The following is a 20,608-nucleotide window of genomic DNA, read 5'->3' on the forward strand; positions in this document are numbered from 1 at the left end:
TTCTTGCATTAAACAACGCTTGCTTTAAAGCAAATAGGGTAAAAAGCGACTAGACGGTATATACCAAACTTTTTACCAGATACGTTTAGGCCAGTTAATCGTTTTTGACCATCAAGCACAAATTAAAGAGCGTAAAAGAGAATACACCGAGCATTTGGCGCATTCGCTCGCCCAAAAACAAGCCGATGCTGAGCGGTACCAGGCACAACAAACAGCAAAAGCGAATTGGGACGTGCTCAACGACGAGCAATTAGCAGAACTGCAGTATAAAGGCCATGTGCTAGTTGGACGAAGGGTTTACCATATGCAAGACGGCAAATTAACTTCGTTCAAAAAAGTAGAGTTTAATGACCTAGAACAATTTATTCCTGCTCAGCCAACAACAGAGCATTGGTCACACGCCAGAGAAGTGATAGAGTTGGCTTTTTCCTTTGCAGAACAAGAACAAAGGGAATCACCGATTAGTAATAAATTTAATAAAAACCTACTTCTCATAGGTGATCTTGAACTGGCTGAGTTGGTGCTACAAGGTAGAGCTTCAGCAATAGGCCAAGACGACTGGTGGGATGTGGGGTTAATGGCTTAGTTGTTTTTAATAAACATAACAACGATACATTTGGAGGTAAGTTGAGAGTGTGGAACAAAATAGAAAAAGTATTCAGACTTTTCTTTCCTGAATTTTCGAACAAAGTCACGTGGGCAGTGGTTATTACAGGTTTGGGGCTCACAACAACAAATTTTCTCCAAAGTGTTGTGAATTGGATCCTCTCTGAACAATTTGAAATGAAGGTATTTGGTGAGTATGACGCAATAGCTGGTGTAATTTTGGTCACACTAGGCCTATTTCATAATATTTTGCTAGAGCGTGAGAAAACCAAAGTACAAATTAATAAAACTCCCTTATCGGACAAAGAGGCTCTTTCCAGAGAGCATGATATAAATTTATTCAAACGTATTACTGAAGACTTTGAAGAATATTATTTAACCGATTATCTTTCATCGATTCGTGACGATCACTCATATTTAGCTAGTCATAAAAGAAGAGTTCAGGCATTTATTTATTTCATTGACGAACCTGAATTCGAGTTCCTTAACCAAAGAGTTCAAGAAGAGTTTCAACGCTTTGGTAAATCACTACAAGAGCTTATGCAATGGAGTGCATTGCACTTTTTCCACTTTCCTCCAGACCTTGTGGTGGAAGATCAACGGTATTGTCTATACCCAGAGTTAAACCATGACCGAGGAGGTGATTACGATACTACAGGTAAGTATCAAGAGTGTTCAAAGTCAGCTATTGCTCTTACTAAAAAAGTTGATGAACACTATAGAGCATTTCGTTCAGTGGTAAAATCCCAGCTGTTCGTATAATTGAGCAAAAAGAAAATAAATATCTAGTTATTAAGTGTTTAGACTGACAATTAATTTTATGGCGATTTAGACAAGATGTGACGCGTGGGCTAAAAAGTGCGTCTTTATTGGAAGGAAACTTATGAACTCAAGTTTAAGAAAATTTATCAGACCTAGTGCTGGTAAAGAGATGAATGTTAATGAGCTATGTGAAAGGATTGATACTGTTTGTGAGTGGCTAGGCTCCTGGGGGTTTAATATTTCACCAACTAGAATAGCTAATTATAAAAAGTATATTTTAAGCTGTGTTGGTGAAAAAGTATCTGTGCTTGAGTTTGAATCAGTAATGTATGACCTTTCAGAATTATTTTCGATTTATCAAAACCTAAGAAGTTTAAATGATTATTCTCTTGAGCCTCTCCTTAAAGAATTGATTAAAGGGCCTGTTCGGAAAGGAATAATGGTGGGGGACGACAGAGCGAGAAATTTTGAGTTTGAGTTAAAAGTTATTGGTGAATACCATAGTTTAGGCTTTGCACTGGATTTGACTACCAATGCTGATTTGATAGTGAAAGATAAAACTGGAGCTCAGTTACTTATTGAATGTAAAAGATTAACTTCAAGTAAAAAGTTAGCAAAGCGCATAAAAGAGGCAGAGAAACAGCTTCATAAAAAGTATAAATATTGCCAAAAGCCAAATGAAACTAGGGGGCTCATCTTTTTAGATGTCTCTAACCTAGTTAACACTGATTTTAAAATCATAAGAGCAGATACTTTGCATAAGGCCCATTCATTCCTTTCGGTGAAGTTGGAAAGCTTTGCTGATGATAATCAAGAACTATGGCTTGGGATTAAGGATTTAAGAACTTTGGGAGTAGTTTTGTATTGTTCAGTTGCTACAAAAATTAACGAGCAGCTCTCCACTGTTACAAGAATATGGCATGGAGATTACTTGTCTTCAAACCCAGAAGATTTGCATTTCTTAAATGAGTTTACAAAACATTTTGCAATCCCTAATCAGAATTTATACATCTAAAACTAGCAATGCTTTATCTAAACGATAAGTAGCCTAGCTGTTCTTCTTTTGTAAGGTTTTTAATGAGTGATGCAGCAAGGCGTGCTGTATCATTTTTAGTGAGGTTCAAATAGTGTTTAAATGCTATGGTTGTTACAAATGTTGCCCCGCATTCTTTAGTATTTGTACATGTACAATATAAATCAGCTACGCCCGCTGATTGATTCTCTCTTGATGTAATGATTGCTTTGCTTTCACAGTTAGGGCAATTCACTCTCATAACTCTGCACCAAATACCAAAAATAAAGAGCTGTAATTATATACAGTGGTTGGTGTGCTGGCAAACTACCGTCAGAATATCTAGGCAGCAACCAAAGTGCCGAAAAAATCACTCCTCCTCGCCTTCCGCTTTCGCACAAAAAATGCGTCAAATTGACAAGCTTAGTGACAGCCATATTAAAACTAAGCCAAGTAAATAAAGGATCTAGAAGATTGTTGAAAAGGATCTGAATGTCAAAGTTGTGACATGCTTTGACACGAAAGTGACAATAAAGCCTTAAAAATCATTGTAAAAATTGAAAATCAAAATAAACTTAAATAATTATGACTTAACTCATAACTATTTTATGAAATACTTGTTTAAAGGAATGCAAACCCAAGAGCGCTTTGAACTGCTTTTATCGCTAACTCGCATCCAAAGTGAGAGTGTGATCAGTGCGCTTAATGATTATTTGGTCAGAGGCATGGATAAGAAAGCAGCGGCACTTGCAAATGGTGTTCAAATGCCAAACTTTTCCGCCGCTTTAAAAAAATTAGAAGCTAAAGTTGAATTAGTTGAAAGAATAAAAGAGTTAGATTATCAAAGTCAGTTTTTATGAACATCGTGTATAAAAGTATCAATTTGATAAAATAAAAGTTCGGTCGTTTATTGAAGGTATACCAAAAAGCTGTCTTCTCAATTTTCTTCATTGCCAGGCTTAAGCATTTTTGCTTTTGGTATTTTGACAACGCTTTAAAGCGGTCAGTTTTTTTAAACTCTTTTAAGCTTTCTTTATACCTATGTTTAAAAGTCTTAGTGCTTTTTATTCCAGACAAATAAATAACTGAATAGAAAGTTATTCCAACGAATAAAATAAAATCGAAATGCTCAGGTGGAAATGCCCACAATAGAGGAATAGATGCTATAAGCAAATTTCCTGCTTTTACGCATTGCTTGTCATAATATTTAATATCTTTATCTATCTTACCAAACGAATCAGTCATTGAGTTCTCCTAGTGTTGTTATTCAAGAAAATCATAGCAAGAAAAAATCTAATAATTTTCGGGTAAAAAAAAATAGTTAATTTCGGAGGCTGAACCCTTAATAGCTTTGGCTTGCAAACTTAGTAGTTGACTTAAGAGCTCAATAGTTTTCTTATATGCTTCAATGTGTTGTAAGTTTCTAGGAGTCAAAATGTCTGATAAGGTTTACTCTAGAGCGTGTCCTTTATGTGATACTGAAGCTAAATTTGTATACAGAGACCATGAGAATAGAAGACTATACCTTTGTCCGAACAATGAATGTGGCAAGTTTGAAATTAGCTTAACAGCTGAAAGAAAATTAGTATTTCATAGTGAGTTCATGAAAGAAGTTAATGAAGCTAATAAACAAAAATTAATTTTAGAGATTTTTTACCAAGATGGGTTACAAGCAAGCTGTAAAAAAGATAAAAGTTTAACCTGAGGTCATATTATGTTCGAAATAGGGAAAGTTTATAACCGTCAAAAAGAAATACATGGTGTGTATAAAGGCCAGCAATATGGAGGTATTTCTACTCCAAAAGATCATCCATACATTTTCATATTTACCAGTAATGCAGGGGAAGAGTTTGGTTACTCTGACGGATTTCACCCGGATGGAACATTCCGCTATACAGGTGAAGGCCAAGAAGGTGATATGAAAATGGAAAAAGGTAATTTAGCAATTCGAGACCATAAGTTAAATGGTAAAGAAATTTTGCTGTTTGAGGAATTTAGTAGTGGCCATTCAAAATTCTTAGGCTTTTGTGATTTTTTAGATCACCACATTGAAATTAGGCCTGATAAGCATGATCAAATGCGAAACGCTTTTATCTTTCATTTGGAACTTTATACAAAAGCAGAAGGTATAAAAGCTCATACTCAAGGTGAGCCAAACACTAATTATTTAGTCAAACCAACTAGAGGCAAACCACTTAAGAAACTTCGAGAATTAGCAATTTCAAGTACTAGCAGGTTAACTAATTCAACTGAACGTTTAACTTCAATAAGGTACCGAAGTGAAGCTATAAAACTCTATGCAAAAAAGAGAGCTGGAGGCTGTTGTGAAGGGTGTGGAGAAGAAGCCAAGTTTAAAACAAATGTTGGACCTTATTTAGAAGTTCATCACTTAACACGCTTAGCTGATGGTGGTCCAGATATGCCTGAAAATGTAATTGCCTTATGTGCAAACTGTCATCGCCGAGCTCATTACTCAGTTGATAGCAAAGAGTTCAATGCTAATTTACATGAGAAAATCAAAGCTAACGAACAGAATTTCAATTAAGTCTTGTATTTAGCATGCTTAGTTGAGCCAGATCCTTATTCAAAAGAGATACGCTTTCTCCTATAAAAAAATTGGAGAAAGCAATGGAAATAATATTTTTAATTTTAGTACTATTATTTGAAAGTTTGACATCACTTACTAACGCCCTTCAGTTTCTCTACTGTACGCAGGCCAGCAAGGCCGAGCATTGCAAGTGTAAGCTCAAGCATTACTTCAAGAGGCAATTCGGGCTTGCCCATGTCAGGAAAGAGCCAAGTAAGAAGGGGGTTGATCACAAAGGCAAATAAAAATCCGAAGCCACACACCCACATTAAGAAAGGCCGAGCACCCGCAACAAAAATGCTGCGGTGTGCTGCCTGCACTTCATTCACTTTAGTTTGGGCCAGTTGCGGCCTTTGCGCTAGTCGTTGCTTTACTGTATCAAGAGTTAACTCTTCTTCTTTGGAGGTAAACAATTCGTCTAGCACATCGCCAACTGCTTTAACTGGTTCAGCAGTACCAACGTTGAAAATATTTGATAGCCAGCCCATCACTTACCTCTTAACTTGTTAATAATATTCATAGGATCTTTACCAAACCTTTGCCCCAAATTATTCAGGCCATTGAACAAGTGCGGTGCCAAATATGCACCTACACCAATAAAGCCAGGTCGGGCGCTTTCGGCTACTTGCCAAAAGTCACAAAAGCTCGAAACTAAATAAGCAGCAAGTAATGCCATTAGCGCGTTAAAAAAGTAACGGCCAAAAGTAAAAGCGTGGGGCGATAAATAGAGTTGAATAGCAGCCGCAGCCATACTGATTATCACAAATTGCACAATCTGTTTAAGGTGTATAAAGTCCATTATTCGGCATCCTTGCTTGGGTGTAAGTCAGAGTATTCAGGTATCGCAAAATCAATGTGCACATTGCTTGGTAAGTAACGGTTAATGCCTTGCATAGTTTGTTGCAGTGGCACAACTTCGTTGTTGTAATATGCCCGGGTGATTTTGTCTAAATCACCAAAGCCCGGGGAATCACCAGAGCTTTGACCGCTTAACGCTTCTTGCGCACGGTGCATGCTCAGCATATCGTTAAGCGTGATTTTCTTAATACGCTCAAATTCGTCTTTGGTAGATATGTCACCAACAGGGGTGATTTTAATCGACTTCTCTGCATCGGCTTTGTTGCTGCGAAAGTTAAAAAACAAACTTCTAAAGTTACCAACGCCTTTACTGTCTTTGATGGCGCTTTTTAATTTGTTCTCGTGTTCAACACTTAAATTTGGGTCGGCCATACTGAAGATAAAGCCCATGTGTGCACCGTTCTTGTAATAACGGCGCCTAAATAGTGTGGCGTCTTCATTGAGCAACGCGCTTTGAATGCCGCCATAATATTCGGGTATGCCGTAAATGCCTTGTGCTGGGTCGTATTCTTTAATGTGAATGACTTCACCAGGCTTAAATCAAATTATACGTAAAAAAAGCGCCATTCGGCGCTTTGTACTTTAACTTACATTACTTTGGGATAGTGGGTAAATCAAATCTCTGTGTGATGAAGTAGGGTATCTACAATGTCACTGAATTTATTTGCGCGCTTCACTGTGTACAAATTTAAGCCAACCACTTTTGCTAAATCAATCAACCCAAAATAGCCGATAAAATTTGTTTGTGTATCATCAGTCACAAGCAAGAACTCTGAGCCAGTTTGTTCCATGGTTTTGGTTATACTGCCAACGGTTGACTGCTCAACTTGCTTCAGATTAGCTTGTTGTAGCGTATTGATTGGTAGCATAACATCGCCAATTGTAAGCTCTTTACGAAGGCAATTTAATCTGTCTGCGGTCGCTAATATATGACGGCTACCTAGTCTGGCATTTGAAATTAGGCCAACTATTTTATCTTTAGTATCAATAACAAAACTCATTTTATGATGTGTTTTGTTAAGTATTAGCTCTACCTCATCAAGACGCGTATCTATTTCAATATGCTGAATTGGGTTAAGCACAAGGTTATGCATTAGCTGTAAAGCTGGTTCATTTTCATCAATTAATTGATTATATGTGTTAGCAAATTTAACAGGAGCAAAAGTTAAGTTAGATGCAGTTTGTGTTTCTAATGGTGTAAATGCGTTCATGAGTCACCTCTTTAAAAAATTAATAAGCACGAAAGTTCGATATTAATTTTTGATAGGTGGTGCTCTTATTGGTGAAAACTCAATTTGTACTGTAGCAGCAGAAATTGAAAGAACAAACTCAGAATGGTTTATCGGGCCTTTGATTATATCTGCTGAAGAAATAATTGTGTCGTCTAGATCGTCGATGACATTAACATTATCTTGATCTATCGCCACAGAATTTACAGACAAAAGAGTGTCGTGCTCGGCAGCTTGCGCGGTCGAGACATTAACTAAGCTGAAAACGCAAAGAAGCGTCAATATCTTAATTATGTTCATACTTCACCGTATTTAACACTCTAATAAACCCATAACTTCAATTTATGGGTGACCCAAATAAAAAACAAGACTTAATATGTAACAACGTATAAATCTTAGGTGAGTATGATACGCCTTGAATCTGAACTGGTTATGAATTGAACTGGTTTTTGGTGGGGGTTATAAATTAAAAGTCAGTTGCTTGCCCAAGGGATCTAAAAGCCCCAGCAATTAAAATACTGGGGCTTGCGAGGCTTAATCTAGTTTTTCTAAATTTTTAGCTGCATTTGGGTCATTGAAAACATGTGTATCGAACTCGTTTTCAGACTTGGCAACAACACAAGTCACCATACAGTCACCTGTAACATTTACAGCTGTTCGTGTCATATCAAGCAGTCGGTCAACACCCATAATGATAGCAATACCTTCAACTGGCAGACCTACTTGGTTAAGTACCATTGCAAGCATGATAAGACCCACACCAGGCACACCTGCAGTACCTACAGAAGCAAGCGTAGCGGTAAGGATAACCATTAAGTAATCACTGATTGTTAAATCAACAGCGAAAACTTGTGCGATAAATACAGTCGCCACACCTTGCATGATGGCAGTACCATCCATGTTAATAGTCGCGCCTAGAGGCACGGTGAAAGACGCAACAGAGTTATGAGCACCTAGCTTTTTAGTGGCTGTTTCAAGGGTTACTGGCATCGTTGCACTTGAACTTGATGTACTAAACGCAAACATACATGCGTCTTTCATCTTAGTTAAGAAGGTTACAGGGCTTAAACCCGTTAGAATTTTTAAAAGTGCAGAGTAGTTGATCAGTGCATGAATAAATAGAGCGGCTAATACAGTAAAGAAGTACTTTGCTAAACCTAGGATCAAACCCATTTCAATGGTTGTAAATAACTTAGCCATTAAACAGAAAACACCAATTGGCGCTAGGTTCATTAAAATAGTCACAAGTTTAAGCACAACCGTGTTTAAATCATCAAACACTTTTGCAATACGTTTACCCGGCTCACCACTTAGTGCCATTGCAATACCAAATAAAAGTGCAAATACGATAACTTGTAACATGTTACCCTCAGCCATCGCATTGATAGGGTTCGTAGGGAACATATTAATAATAACTTGAGTCAGCGTTGGTGCTTGTTTTGCGTCAAATGCTGCTTCGGTAGGTACGTCATAACCCACACCTGGGCTCACTAACAAAGCAAGTGAGATTGCGACGGTAATGGCTACTGCTGTCGTAGTTAAATAAAGTGCGATTGATTTGCCCCCTAAACGACCTAACTTTTTAGGGTCACTTAAGCTACATGTACCACACACCAAAGAAATGAAAACTAAAGGCACAACTAGCATTTTTAAGCTGGCAATGAAAATTTGCCCGCCGATGTGAAATAAGCCGTCTACAAAGAAGCCTTTAACGGCTAGGTCAAATAGCCCAAGAGGTATTAAAACGTCTTCTTTATCACCAAGAATAAATTGGAAAAGCAGGCCTAGAAAAACACCCGCAACCATGCCCAGCATGATGCGAGTGGTTAAACTCATCTTGTTATTTTGTGTCATATCGATTGTTAGATTTTTTTAAATTCATAATAGCCTACCAGCATGGTGCGCTGAGACCAAAAAAAAACGTTAAATAGTTAAGAAAAAGTTGTGATTTTTAATCACTTTATAAGGTAACATGAGGAGATAATAATTTTAATTCAGCTAGGGAGAGGGGGTAATGCCTTTGATGCGCTGGTTTAGCATTTTGTTGTTTTCCTTATTAGTCACAGCTTGTGGCGGCGGTGGAACAATAGATAAAACAAACAATAATACTGGAGATGGTGGTTCTTCAAGCGATTACCAACTTACGTTATCGATTTTAGAACAAACGACAGAGCTTTCTCTGCAAACCCCCCTCACAATTGAAGCCACACTGAATAATGACGGAGCGGCTGTAGCCAATACCCGTATTAATTTCACGGCTGACGAATATGCGCGTTTTGATGGACCTGCATCAGTGTTGACCAACAGTGAAGGTAAAGCGACGGTTAAGTTGTTACCAACAGATCAAAAAGGCGCAGGCGCAGTGAGTGCGTCAGTATCTATTGCTGAAACAACATTAGAAGAGCAGATTGATTTTACATCGCTTGGAGATGGTGGTTTAAAAATTACCGTGACTATAAAAGATACTGATGGTGCCGTAATTACCCAAGATAATCCGCTTTCAACTTCAAAGCCTGCTATTGTCACTGTTGAAGTTATGAATGATAACACCCCAGTATCGCAAGCTGTGGTGGAGTTAGATACTGATCAAAGAGCTGAGCTGGATTACGACAGTGGTTTAACAGAATCAGATGGTAAAGCGGTTTTCTTTTTGACACCTAACACAACAAGTGGTCCAGGCTTTGTAACTGTCACTTACAAAGGTACTCTCAATGAGCAAACTGACGATGTCATTGCAAGAGGTTACTTTTTCACCGAAGGTTTTAGTACCAGTAGTATTTCTTTAAGTATTGATATGTCAGACGCAGATGGCAATCCAATTACAACTTCGAATCGTCTAAGTGAAGATAAAAATGCCTCTGTTGTTGTTACATTATTAGAGGGCTCTAAGCCTTTATCTGAAAAATTTATTACTATCAGCGCAGGTAATAAGGGTATTACTGTTCCTGCTGATGGTCGTGTTGTAACTGATTTAAACGGTCAGGCAACAATCACACTTTTGGCAAACACAGAAAGTGGAGTTGATGCACTGACAGCAACTTATACACATAACGACACTGATGTTGTAGCTGTTAGGCCATACTACACGGCGAGTAACCCTAAATTTGATGCTGATCCTTACAAAATTTCATTTACTGCGAAAAACCCATTAACTAATGAGCCATCAAATATGCTAGCAGGTGGCAGCGCGTTAACGTTAGAAGCACAGGTTTTACTTAACAATGAGCCAGTAACAAATACGCGTTTACAATTTGAAGTTGACCAATATGCAAGGTTAGATCACTCTTCAGGTTCAATCTTAACCAACCAAGAAGGTATTGCGTCAGTTAACTTACTTGATAATGATTTGGAAGGTGCAGGTAAAGCGACAGTCAGTTTTGAAAAGCCAGATGGCAGCACAATATCTTCAAACATCTTCTTTGATAGTGCAGGTACTGGTGGTATACGTTTAGCTGTTAGTGATGTGCTAGATAAAGATGGGAATAAGATTTCATCAGAGAATAAGGTTTCAGCTGAGACAGACGGATTTGTGACTGTCACGCTGACTGAGAATAATGTAGGTGTGTCAAATGCGCTTATCTTGGTTCAAGGAGATTCTATTGGCTCCACCGATCCTAGTAATGGCAAAATAGTCACTAATGATACAGGTGTTGCTAGTTTTAAGTTGAAACCGACAACTGAAGCTGGTTTAGGTGAATTCACTGTAACATATCAACAAACTGAAAATTTAGTTTTTAGACAAACAGGTTATTATCAATCCTCTGGCAACCCAAACATCCCTGATACAAGCTTGTATAACATTGATGTAAGAATTTTAACAGGTTGTAATGATGATTGGGATGCTAACAGGAACGAAGTTAGACTGGACCCAACAGATCCAGATTTTGGTTGTACTAATTCGGCTCAATTGAGCTCTAATGAGCTAGCAGAAATTTATATTTTGGTTACACCGGCAGATAATGATACAGCTTATAACAGACAAATTGTTTCAGTAGAAACAACTCTGGGACAAGTTTTACCAACTAATGGTACGGCTTTAACAGACGATCAAGGTGTTGCACTGCTTAAGTTTCAGCCTGGAGACACTGGTGGTGCAGGCTCGGTTACTGTTACATTCAGAGGCGAGTCAAGTGCAGCTAATTTCAGTGTAGGCGTTGTTGACATCGAAATGACCTTAGACGATGGTTTGTTAGAAGGTGTAACTGAATTAAAAGCGGGTGGTAGTACAATTATCACTGCAACTTTGCGTGACAAAGAGACGGGGGATTTAATCCTTACTCCTACAGATGTAACTTTCTCGTCCGTATGTGCGGCGAGTAATGAGACTGAGCTAGATTCTTTAGTGAAGTCCTCAAACGGCATCGCGACTGCAACTTATCGAGCTAATGGTTGTGTTGGTACCGATACTATCACTGCAACAATTGAAGCTGGTGGTAATAATGCTGTTCAAACTCTTGCTCTCACTGTAAGTAAAGCTGAAGCCCAGGCATTAAAGTTTTTAACAAACAATGATGGCTTTGAACAATTTATTGCTTTACCGCCAGGTGAAGGTGGCGCACCAACGCTTTCTGTCGTTGAATTCCAACTTCTAGACGTTGACACAAAACCAATCAAGCAAAAACGAATCGACTTCAGATTAACAGACTCTACAGGTGCTGCTTCTTTGACTCAAACAACAAGTAGCACAAATAATGAAGGTAAAGCGCAAACAACGGTGACTTCTGGCACTGTACCTGGTCCCTTAGTTGTGCAAGCTTGTTATATTCCTGATGAATTAATAACTCAAGGTATCAATGAGAGTAAGCCTGTAACATGCTGGGCTGATGAAGTGAAAAGGTGTGTAGATACTCCAACAGCAGAAGGTTGCCCTGAAAATGGCTATATTCCAGTTGAAATTGGAGATCAAATAACAGGTATCTCATCACGTATTTTATTAAGCTCAGGAGTGACTGATCAAGACAGCTTTGATGCTGCTTTAGTAACTAGGAATATAAACGGTCTCGATTATCTTGGTGCAACAGTTGATATAAACATTTATTTTGGCGATCAATTTAATCAACTCAGTGGAGATGGTGTTACGGCCACTGTTGTTACAAACTCAGGTGTTGTCGGCACACTCGATGGTGAAGATCTCACGCCACTGTATAACTGCTCAAGTGTTGATGCTACATGTACTTTAACATGGAGAAGACAAGGGGATATTCCTTTCTCAGAAAGCAGTTGGGGCAACCAGATCGGAGACGTTTGCGATACGTATTTTGGAGAGCCAGCTCCTTGCATTGGCTCATACCCTACGGTAGGTAGTACTGATAGTGACGGCAATGTTACTAGTCATATTGTTCAGGGGGGACGTGTTAACTTTTTAGTTGTTGCCAAAGGCCAAGAAACCTTTATAGATAGGCCTAGCGACGTGAATAATGATGGGGATGTTACACTAGAGAGACGTAATGGTCGTTTTGATGAAGGCGAATTTTATCAAAGTTATGACAGACCTGAACCATTTATCGATCTGAATGCTAATGGCACGTATGATGGAGACGTAATTTGCTCTGATGAATCAGGGGATGATGTGTGCACTCCTAAAAATTCAGACGGTGGTGTATTTGAAACTTTCCGAGATTCAAATAATGATGGCCTCTACACTCAAGGTAATGGTATCTACGATGGTTTACTTTGTGGTGAAACAGCTCAAGCGTCTGGAAAATGCAACAAAGGGCTCATTGAAGTAAGACGTAACCTAGAGCTCGTGCTTTCAGATGACGACCCATTTGTACGTTTCGCAGTAAATAAAGACGATGTTGATCTGACTATAGACAACAACTTAGATGGTCAGCCTGATGAGTTACAAGAAAATACAGCTTGTGCGAATGTTACACTTCCGGCACTTGATGATGATGGTAACGTGATCAGAGATTCTGAAGGCGAAGTTGTTTATGCAATTATACAAGAGTTGGAACCAATTACAGGCCATGATGACTTGTGTGATATAAAACAAGTAACGCTTGGTGATAGAGGTGTTGAAGGATTAAATGTTTATATTTATTTTTCAGACAGAAATGGTAACCCCCTTCCAGCAGGTACTGAAGTTGAGATCATCAGTACTAATGGTAAGTTGGATGTAAGTAGTCTTAACTCAGAGATTCCTAATACAGGAAGGGTTGAATCAGATTACGCGATAGCCTCTCTTTCTAGAGAAGTTGAGTCTAACGGTCAAGAGAAAGGCTTGTTAACAATTCAATTTACTTTCACTAAACCAGACGGTGAAAATAAGGTCGTCACAAAAGAAATTGACGTTCTGGACGCCAACCAATAACCCTACTTGAAAAAATGCCAACCTAACGGTTGGCATTTTTGTATTGTTTCCATTATATTGCGCAGCTTACTTATTGCTTGATACATTTTTGCTTAAAATTGCAACAAAAACTGTGTAATTAATCATTAATCAGCTAAAACTTTGTATTAAAAGCTTGTAACAATAGGTGTTTGTAGATATACCTATAAATATTCACGCCCGATGGGCATACACCAAGATGAGTCAGAATAGGCAGCTATGGGCAAATCGTTAGTAATTGTAGAGTCACCTGCAAAGGCGAAAACAATTAATAAATACTTAGGCAAAGACTACATTGTTAAATCAAGTGTAGGTCATGTGCGCGACCTTCCGACCTCAGGTGCAGGCAAAACAAAAGGGGTTGCGACCAAATCTCCGGCAGAAGTAAGAAAAATGTCGCCGGAAGAAAAAGCCATATATAAGAAGAACAAAGATTACGCAAATCTAGTCGCTCGTATGGGTATTGACCCTGAAAAAGGGTGGGAGCCACATTACGAAGTACTTCCAGGCAAAGAAAAAGTCGTACAAGAACTTAAAAAACTCGCTGAAAATGCTGAACACATCTATCTCGCAACCGATTTGGATAGAGAGGGAGAGGCAATTGCTTGGCACCTTGAAGAAATCATCGGTGGTGAGCCAGAGAAGTATAAGCGCGTTGTTTTCAACGAAATAACCAAAAATGCGATTCAGCAAGCATTCGAAGCGCCAGGTCAATTAAATACTGATATGGTTTACGCGCAACAGGCTCGCCGTTTCTTGGACCGTGTTGTTGGTTTCATGGTTTCGCCTTTATTGTGGCAGAAAGTCGCTCGTGGTTTGTCTGCGGGCCGTGTACAGTCAGTTGCAGTAAGACTGCTGGTAGAACGTGAACGTGAAATCAAAGCGTTTATTCCTGAAGAGTATTGGGATATTCACGCAGACACAAAAACCAAAGCTGAAGATGTTCGCTTTGCGGTCACCAAGTTCCAAGGCCAAGCGTTCAAGCCTGTGAACGAAGCTCAAGCTATGGCTGCGGTTAATACTATTGAGTCTTCTTCATTAAGCGTTGTTAAAGTAGAAGAAAAGCCAAGTAAGAGTAAGCCAAGCGCGCCATTCATCACATCGACGATGCAGCAGGCTGCAAGTACGCGCTTAGGTTATGGTGTTAAGAAAACCATGATGTTGGCTCAGCGTCTTTATGAAGCGGGTTACATTACGTATATGCGTACTGACTCAACCAACCTTTCGAATGACGCGGTTGCAATGTGTCGTGACTATATTACTGACAACTTTGGTAATAAATACTTACCAGAGAATGCGATAAAATACAGTGCAAAAGGCAATGCGCAGGAAGCGCACGAAGCAATTCGTCCATCTGATGTAAACGTATTATCAGGTCATGTAGAAGGCGTTGATGCTGATGCTAAAAAGCTATATGAGCTTATTTGGCGTCAATTCGTTGCGTGTCAAATGACACCAGCAGAATACGACTTAACAACCATTACGGTTGGTGCGGGTGATTACACGCTAAAAGCCCGTGGTCGAGTACTACGTTTTGATGGTTGGACTAAAGTACAGCCTTCAGTTCGTAAGAAAAACGAAGAAGATCAATCACTACCAGCGGTAGCGGTGGGCGATAATGTTGACCTAGTGGCTTTAGACCCTAAGCAGCACTTTACTAAGCCACCTGCACGTTACTCTGAAGCCAGTTTAGTAAAAGAGCTAGAAAAGCGTGGTATAGGTCGTCCTTCAACATACGCAGCAATTATTTCAACCATTCAAGACCGTGGTTATGTACGCGTTGAAAACCGTCGTTTCTTCGCTGAAAAAATGGGTGAAATTGTTACTGACAGACTAGTTGAGAACTTCGATGACTTAATGAACTTCGACTTCACTGCGAAGATGGAAGGACGTTTAGATGACATCGCTGAGGGCGAGCGTGTCTGGACTCAGGTACTTGATAAATTCTACGCTGATTTCAAAGAGCAGTTAGAAGTTGCTGGTGGTGACGAAGAAAATGGCGGTATGCGTCAGAACGTCATGGTTGAGACGGATATTGATTGTCCGACCTGTAATCGCAAGATGGGTATTCGCACGGCTTCTACAGGGGTTTTCTTAGGCTGTACAGGTTATAATTTGCCGCCGAAAGAGCGTTGTACGACAACGATGAACTTAGTTTCCGGTGATGAAGCGGTTGCGGCAGATGTAGAAGACGTTGAAACTGAAACCCTGATGCAGATGAAACGTTGCCCAATTTGTGAAACGGCGATGGATTCTTATCTAATTGATGAAACTCGTAAGCTTCATGTTTGTGGTAACAACCCAGGTTGTAGTGGTTATATCGTTGAACAAGGCACGTTTAAGATCAAAGGCTATGATGGTCCAGTTATTGACTGCGATAAGTGTGGTTCAGAGATGCAGCTTAAATCGGGTCGATTTGGCAAGTATTTCGGTTGTACCAACGAAGACTGTAAAAACACGCGTAAACTTTTGAAGAGCGGTGAGCCAGCGCCACCAAAAGAAGACCCAGTGCATTTACCAGAATTACCTTGTGAAAAGTCAGAAGCGTATTTTGTATTACGTGATGGTGCCTCGGGTATCTTCTTAGCGGCACACACATTCCCTAAATCTAGGGAGACACGTGCTCCTAAAGTCGCAGAGCTAAAACAGTTCAGAGATAGAATTTCACCTAAGTTCTATTACCTTGCGGATGCACCTGAAAAAGATTCAGAAGGTAATTTAGCCGTTGTACGCTACTCGCGCAAAACTAAGACTCAGTATGTAATGACTGAAGTCGAAGGTAAAGCGACAGGCTGGAAAGCAACGTATGAAAATGGTAAATGGGTTGAAGAAGATAAGCCAAAAAAGAAAAAGGCTGCTAAATAATATTCTTTAGCTTTTAATCGTAAAAACCTGAGCTCAGCTCGGGTTTTTTATATGTGTTTCTTAATTCATTTTATCTTTTAAGCGGAAATACGAAATTTGCATTTAGTGATCGAGTCGAACACTCGACTAAAAGCGTATGTTTCTACATGTATATCAATGCCCTAAAGTTGGTGGAGTTTGAAAAGCTTGTTTATTTATGAATCTTGTTCTGAAGCAATAAGTAAGCGCTCATATAGAGCGCTTACTTAAAAGAAAAACATAGTTTAGAGGTTGGTATATAGTTGTTTAGATGAATTTCGATTTGCAAAACAGGCAACGATAAAATAGCAGCAAGCTAAACCAAGACTTCCTGTTGAGACCTCTTCTGTTTCAACTACAACACCAGTAATTGCCAGTACAAAACCCAATGTAAAGACCAGAGCAATACTAAAGAAAGCGGTCTTTTTACAATAGTTACCCACTGAAAAACATAAGAGTACGCCAGCTGTATTGACCAATGCATAAGCAGCGGTAAATTTGAAATTCGGTTCATCGAATCTGAGAAACTCTATGGTTCCAGCCAGTGACAAAGAGCAAGCAAGTATACAAAGCGCATACTTTTCACATGCTTTTGCATAGGCTGTTTTCGCTTCATTGACACTGCTATAAATCGGTAAAGTGATCAATGTTCCCCATGCTTGTTGCCTCTGTATTCTTGTCCATAAGATCATAAAAGCAAGAATGCACACAAGATTAGAAAATATAAACAAGCTAGGTCTGCCCGCTATATAAAAGTAATTTAAGGTAAGTAAGGCAACAAATATGATTAGCACGAGTACAGTGTATTGTATGAGCGAGCGGCCCATAAAATAGCTTAATGGGAAAAAGAATTTATTTAATCCTTGTCCATATCCCTTTAAAAAACCTTTAGGGATAGGAGACCAACCAGACTGAAGTGCGTGCTTATAATCAACTAACGCTTGAGCTTGCCATTTGAACGCTGTACCAAAGTGTTTTCTAAACAGCACTAAACAAATGTTTAAGATCACAGCTAAAGCGGCCAGCCAAGTAGGTACTTCTTTGAAAACAATAGTAAACCCGATAATTGCAAAGAAAAAATAGGCACTTGAGTTAAACATTTTGCTAGTAACTCGGCATTTTAAATAAAACAAAGTGCCTATTAAAACTGAGACACTGAGCAATTTAAGTACGTCATATTGTTCAAAAATAATGGCACTTGTGATCAAAATCACATGTGGTGCAACAATAATGATGTTGCCTTGTTTGACTATGTGCTCTGTGTAACCTGGTACCAAACTATGCCACTCTGTGGCTTGCAGGCGAATGCTTTGCCAAGAGACTGAAGCGAAAGCACAAATACTGGTAAAACAGATTGTAAATGGCAGCGCCTCGCTTACCCCTTTCGCCATAACAAGAACACTGATAATGACAAAAATAAACATGGGTAGCAGGTAGTTTAAGCTGCCGCACTCTTTGAACCAATAGGCATAAAATCCTTTATGCCAAGTGCGGTTTAGCGTATTACTCATGCGTGTAACTCCACAAATAATTGCTCAAGAGATAATGTCGAAACATGATTTACACCAGCAATATCTTGGTCTAGGTAACCCGAGATGATTGCTGCGTTATTCTGTTTGTTAAGAATATCAAAGTCACTTAAATTGACCGACGTTTCGTTGGTGAAGCTGATTTTCCGCACTGATGTCTTGAGTTCATCTAATTCGTTAAAGAGTTTGATTTCACCGTCTTTAACAAGTGCAACATGGGTCGCGACTCGTTCAATATCTGAAGTGATATGTGTTGAGAAGATAACTCCAGAGCCTGATTCGAGCGATAGGTCAAAAAGATCAAGCATAAACTCTCGACGCGCGATAGGGTCTAAGCTGGCCACAGGTTCATCTAAAATAAGTAGTTTAGGCCGATATGCCATAGCCATGATTAAAGCAAGTGCTTGGCGTTGACCAATTGATAGGTTTTCAACCATATCATCAGGATTTAATTCAAAACGTTTTAGCCAATCTAGCTCAAGTGTATTATCCCACTCGCTATAAAAACTTGAGTGTAAATCTAACGCTTCTCTAATCGAAAAACCTTCATATCCAAAAGCTTGTTGGGGCACATAACCAACTTGTGACTTTAATTCTGTATTTAGTTGAGTCGGGTTCTCCCCGAGTGTAAATACTTCGCCCGTATCTACCTCAATGAGGCCAAGGGCACTGCGCAAAAGGGTTGTTTTACCAGCGCCATTTTTGCCAAGCAAACCCACAACCATACCAGGCTCTATGGTTAAATCGATGTTTTTTAACACCATGTTTTGATTAAATATCTTATGAACGTTTTTATATTCTAAAAGGGCGGTTGTCATTATTATTGCTCCCATCTTTGTGAGATTATCTCATGTAGTTCGTTCATGGTTACACCAAGCTGTTTTGCCTGCTGTATTAGTTGATCTACCCCTTCATAAAGAAGCGTTTGACCTTGTTCTGATGACTGATGTTGCTGCTCTGCAACCCGTGTAGGTTGGCCTCTTCGTCTTTCTAACCAACCTTGATCTACAAGCATGCCAATAGCCCGCGACACTGTCATCGGGTTTACGGTGAAATATTCTGCAATTTTCCTAACGGATGGCAACTCTTCTCCAGCTTGTATTTGGCCACCTACAATTAAACGAACGATTTGTTCGTGTAATTGTTTATAAATTGGATCGCCACTACTGGGGTTGACATTAATAAATTCTAGCATTAATCTGAACTCACTGTATTAATACAATAATACACCAATACACTAAGTTAAAAGTATCATAGTGTGTGTAAAAAGCAACAAGGAACTCAATGATGAGCAGAAGTAACATGACAAAAACAGGTCTTTTTAAGTTAGCGGCTCTGCCGTTAATGATAGGGCTTTCATCTTCAGCTATTGCAGAGCAAGATAACAAAGTAAAACCAGAACTTACTCCATGTTATGCAAAGGGTTTAGATGACAGATTATTATGTGGCAGCATTAAGCAGCCAGTTTCAGATAATCCAGCGGATGGTGAAATAGATATTCATTTTGCAATCATTCCTGCAATCAAGCCGAGTAAACCTGATGAAGCCGTACTTGGTTTTGCTGGAGGTCCAGGCCAATCAGCCACAGAGTTAGCGGCTATTTTTGATAGAAACTTGCGTTTTGCACGTGAATCAAGAGATATATTATTAGTTGATCAACGCGGTACAGGTAAATCCAATAAGCTTCAATGTGATGGAGCAGACTTAATATCTCAATTTGAGTTAAATGATTTAACCGAAGACATGGATACCTTCGCAAAAGAAGAAACACTAAAGTGTAAAGACGATCTTAATACCGACCTATCACATTATTCTACTGTAGCAGCGGCAAAAGACTTTGATGCTGTAAGAGAAGCGTTAGGATATAAAGGCCTTCATCTATACGGTGTGTCATATGGTACGCGTATAGCGCAAGAGTATACTCGTCAATTCCGGGGTTCTGTGATCACCAGCACACTCGATGGTGTTGTGCCTATGCAGCAAAGTTTAACAGCGATAGGTAAAGCGATTGATGATTCGATGAATGCTTTACTTGATAGATGTGAAGCAGATGCAAATTGCTCAAAAAATTACCCGAATCTTAAAGCGAACTTCTACAAGTTACTTGATCAATTAGATGAACAAGCCATTGAAACAACCGTTCGTCATCCAAGAACGCACAAGAAGATAAACTTAGTACTGACAAAAATGAAGGTGTTTAGTACTGTCCGCATGGCCTTATACAGTCATACGACACGTGCATTAGTACCTTTAGCAATTAGTGAAGCATTGAACGGTGATTATTCACCGATTGTAGGTCTACTTTCATCAACAGATATGATGGATAGCATGGCGATGGGTATGCACAGTGCGATTGTCTGCTCTGAAGATTGGCCAAGCTTAACCAATGCCTCTCGAGCAGATCATGGCCAAGCTTATATGGGACGAATGATGATTGAAGGGTTTGATTTAGCTTGTCCTATATGGGATGCCAAGCCTGTAGATAAGTCTTTCTATGAACCAGTTAAAACAGATATTCCTACGCTCTTATTATCAGGTGGCTTAGATCCGGCTACACCAGTAAGTTGGGCTGAAATGGCAATGGTAGAAATGAGTAACGCAAAACACTTGGTTGCTGAGAGCGCAACACATGGTGTTGTGTCACAAACTTGTGCTTCGAGTATTGTTGGTAAATTTATTGACTCGAATGGGACTGAAGAATTAGACGCGACTTGTTTAGAAAAAGACAATCGCAAACAGTTTTTTATGAACTTAAACGGTGTTGCATTGCAAGCAGGCAATGATTCTGAATCGAGTGAAAAGGAGTAAGAA

18 protein-coding genes and 1 pseudogene are annotated in these 20,608 nt (G+C 39.3%); 9 read left to right on the forward strand and 10 right to left on the reverse strand.

What is annotated here, in order from left to right:
* Positions 1-154: 154 nt before the first annotated feature.
* The 3 genes from ACXAC4_RS06820 (at position 155) to ACXAC4_RS06830 (ending at position 2,383) form a co-directional block, all read left to right on the forward strand.
* A complete protein-coding gene (locus tag ACXAC4_RS06820; protein WP_475160109.1) occupies positions 155-586 on the forward strand; it encodes a hypothetical protein in 432 nt (143 codons plus the stop codon).
* 47 nt (positions 587-633) lie between these two features.
* The gene (locus ACXAC4_RS06825; RefSeq protein ID WP_475160112.1) at positions 634-1,368 is read left to right on the forward strand and encodes a hypothetical protein; all 735 of its coding nucleotides are present in this window, start codon (positions 634-636) and stop codon (positions 1,366-1,368) included.
* 121 nt (positions 1,369-1,489) lie between these two features.
* Positions 1,490-2,383 carry a hypothetical protein gene (locus ACXAC4_RS06830; RefSeq protein WP_475160114.1) on the forward strand — a complete coding sequence of 298 codons (894 nt, stop codon included), beginning with the start codon at positions 1,490-1,492 and terminating at the stop codon, positions 2,381-2,383.
* A gap of 13 nt (positions 2,384-2,396) precedes the next feature.
* On the opposite strand, the gene ACXAC4_RS06835 is transcribed toward ACXAC4_RS06830, so the two are convergent.
* The gene (locus tag ACXAC4_RS06835) at positions 2,397-2,642 is read right to left on the reverse strand and encodes an ogr/Delta-like zinc finger family protein (protein ID WP_475160118.1); all 246 of its coding nucleotides are present in this window, start codon (positions 2,640-2,642) and stop codon (positions 2,397-2,399) included.
* 346 nt (positions 2,643-2,988) lie between these two features.
* Here ACXAC4_RS06835 and ACXAC4_RS06840 point away from each other — a divergent pair, with 346 nt between their 5' ends.
* The 3 genes from ACXAC4_RS06840 (at position 2,989) to ACXAC4_RS06850 (ending at position 4,925) form a co-directional block, all read left to right on the forward strand.
* Entirely contained in the window at positions 2,989-3,240 is a 252-nt protein-coding gene (locus ACXAC4_RS06840) for a PapB/FocB family fimbrial expression transcriptional regulator (RefSeq protein ID WP_475160121.1), read from the forward strand.
* A gap of 575 nt (positions 3,241-3,815) precedes the next feature.
* Complete coding sequence (locus tag ACXAC4_RS06845) at positions 3,816-4,085, forward strand: hypothetical protein (RefSeq protein ID WP_130257360.1); 270 nt, start codon at positions 3,816-3,818, stop codon at positions 4,083-4,085.
* Positions 4,086-4,094: 9 nt separating this feature from the next.
* Positions 4,095-4,925 carry an SRA domain-containing endonuclease gene (locus tag ACXAC4_RS06850; protein WP_475160129.1) on the forward strand — a complete coding sequence of 277 codons (831 nt, stop codon included), beginning with the start codon at positions 4,095-4,097 and terminating at the stop codon, positions 4,923-4,925.
* Positions 4,926-5,056: 131 nt separating this feature from the next.
* Here the strand turns inward: ACXAC4_RS06850 and ACXAC4_RS06855 are convergent, their stop codons facing one another.
* The 6 genes and pseudogenes from ACXAC4_RS06855 to ACXAC4_RS06880 all read right to left on the reverse strand — a co-directional run bounded on the left by ACXAC4_RS06855 (position 5,057) and on the right by ACXAC4_RS06880 (position 8,908).
* Positions 5,057-5,455: a 3TM-type holin gene (locus ACXAC4_RS06855; protein ID WP_475160132.1), complete on the reverse strand. Its 399-nt coding sequence runs from the start codon at positions 5,453-5,455 to the stop codon at positions 5,057-5,059.
* The gene (locus ACXAC4_RS06860) at positions 5,455-5,766 is read right to left on the reverse strand and encodes a phage holin family protein (RefSeq protein ID WP_475160134.1); all 312 of its coding nucleotides are present in this window, start codon (positions 5,764-5,766) and stop codon (positions 5,455-5,457) included. Before ACXAC4_RS06860 ends, ACXAC4_RS06855 begins: the two co-directional genes overlap by 1 nt.
* Positions 5,766-6,365: pseudogene (locus ACXAC4_RS06865) on the reverse strand (phage portal protein); the annotation flags it as partial. The gene ACXAC4_RS06860 and the pseudogene ACXAC4_RS06865, both read right to left, overlap by 1 nt.
* Positions 6,366-6,439: 74 nt before the next feature.
* Positions 6,440-7,036, reverse strand: a complete 597-nt coding sequence (locus tag ACXAC4_RS06870; RefSeq protein ID WP_475160136.1) for a CBS domain-containing protein — start codon at positions 7,034-7,036, stop codon at positions 6,440-6,442.
* Positions 7,037-7,078: 42 nt separating this feature from the next.
* Positions 7,079-7,354 (reverse strand): hypothetical protein, encoded by a 276-nt coding sequence (locus tag ACXAC4_RS06875; RefSeq protein WP_475160137.1) that lies wholly within the window; start codon positions 7,352-7,354, stop codon positions 7,079-7,081.
* Between the two features lie 234 nt (positions 7,355-7,588).
* Entirely contained in the window at positions 7,589-8,908 is a 1,320-nt protein-coding gene (locus ACXAC4_RS06880) for a dicarboxylate/amino acid:cation symporter (RefSeq protein WP_421964242.1), read from the reverse strand.
* A 160-nt stretch (positions 8,909-9,068) separates the two neighbouring features.
* On the opposite strand from ACXAC4_RS06880, the gene ACXAC4_RS06885 reads away from it, so the two are divergent.
* Positions 9,069-13,367 carry a hypothetical protein gene (locus tag ACXAC4_RS06885; RefSeq protein WP_475160139.1) on the forward strand — a complete coding sequence of 1,433 codons (4,299 nt, stop codon included), beginning with the start codon at positions 9,069-9,071 and terminating at the stop codon, positions 13,365-13,367.
* A gap of 237 nt (positions 13,368-13,604) precedes the next feature.
* On the forward strand, positions 13,605-16,250 hold the full coding sequence (gene topA, locus ACXAC4_RS06890; protein WP_475160140.1) for a type I DNA topoisomerase: 2,646 nt from the start codon (positions 13,605-13,607) through the stop codon (positions 16,248-16,250).
* A gap of 263 nt (positions 16,251-16,513) precedes the next feature.
* Here topA and ACXAC4_RS06895 read toward each other — a convergent pair whose 3' ends face one another.
* The 3 genes from ACXAC4_RS06895 to ACXAC4_RS06905 are packed head-to-tail and all read right to left on the reverse strand — an operon-like array spanning position 16,514 to position 18,992.
* Entirely contained in the window at positions 16,514-17,779 is a 1,266-nt protein-coding gene (locus tag ACXAC4_RS06895) for a hypothetical protein (RefSeq protein WP_475160141.1), read from the reverse strand.
* Entirely contained in the window at positions 17,776-18,615 is an 840-nt protein-coding gene (locus ACXAC4_RS06900) for an ABC transporter ATP-binding protein (RefSeq protein WP_475160142.1), read from the reverse strand. Before ACXAC4_RS06900 ends, ACXAC4_RS06895 begins: the two co-directional genes overlap by 4 nt.
* Positions 18,616-18,617: 2 nt before the next feature.
* Entirely contained in the window at positions 18,618-18,992 is a 375-nt protein-coding gene (locus tag ACXAC4_RS06905; RefSeq protein ID WP_475160144.1) for a GntR family transcriptional regulator, read from the reverse strand.
* Positions 18,993-19,084: 92 nt separating this feature from the next.
* Here ACXAC4_RS06905 and ACXAC4_RS06910 point away from each other — a divergent pair, with 92 nt between their 5' ends.
* Positions 19,085-20,605 (forward strand): alpha/beta hydrolase, encoded by a 1,521-nt coding sequence (locus ACXAC4_RS06910; RefSeq protein ID WP_475164070.1) that lies wholly within the window; start codon positions 19,085-19,087, stop codon positions 20,603-20,605.
* Positions 20,606-20,608: the final 3 nt, after the last annotated feature.

Source organism: Pseudoalteromonas sp. AWM4_233 (assembly GCF_056158285.1).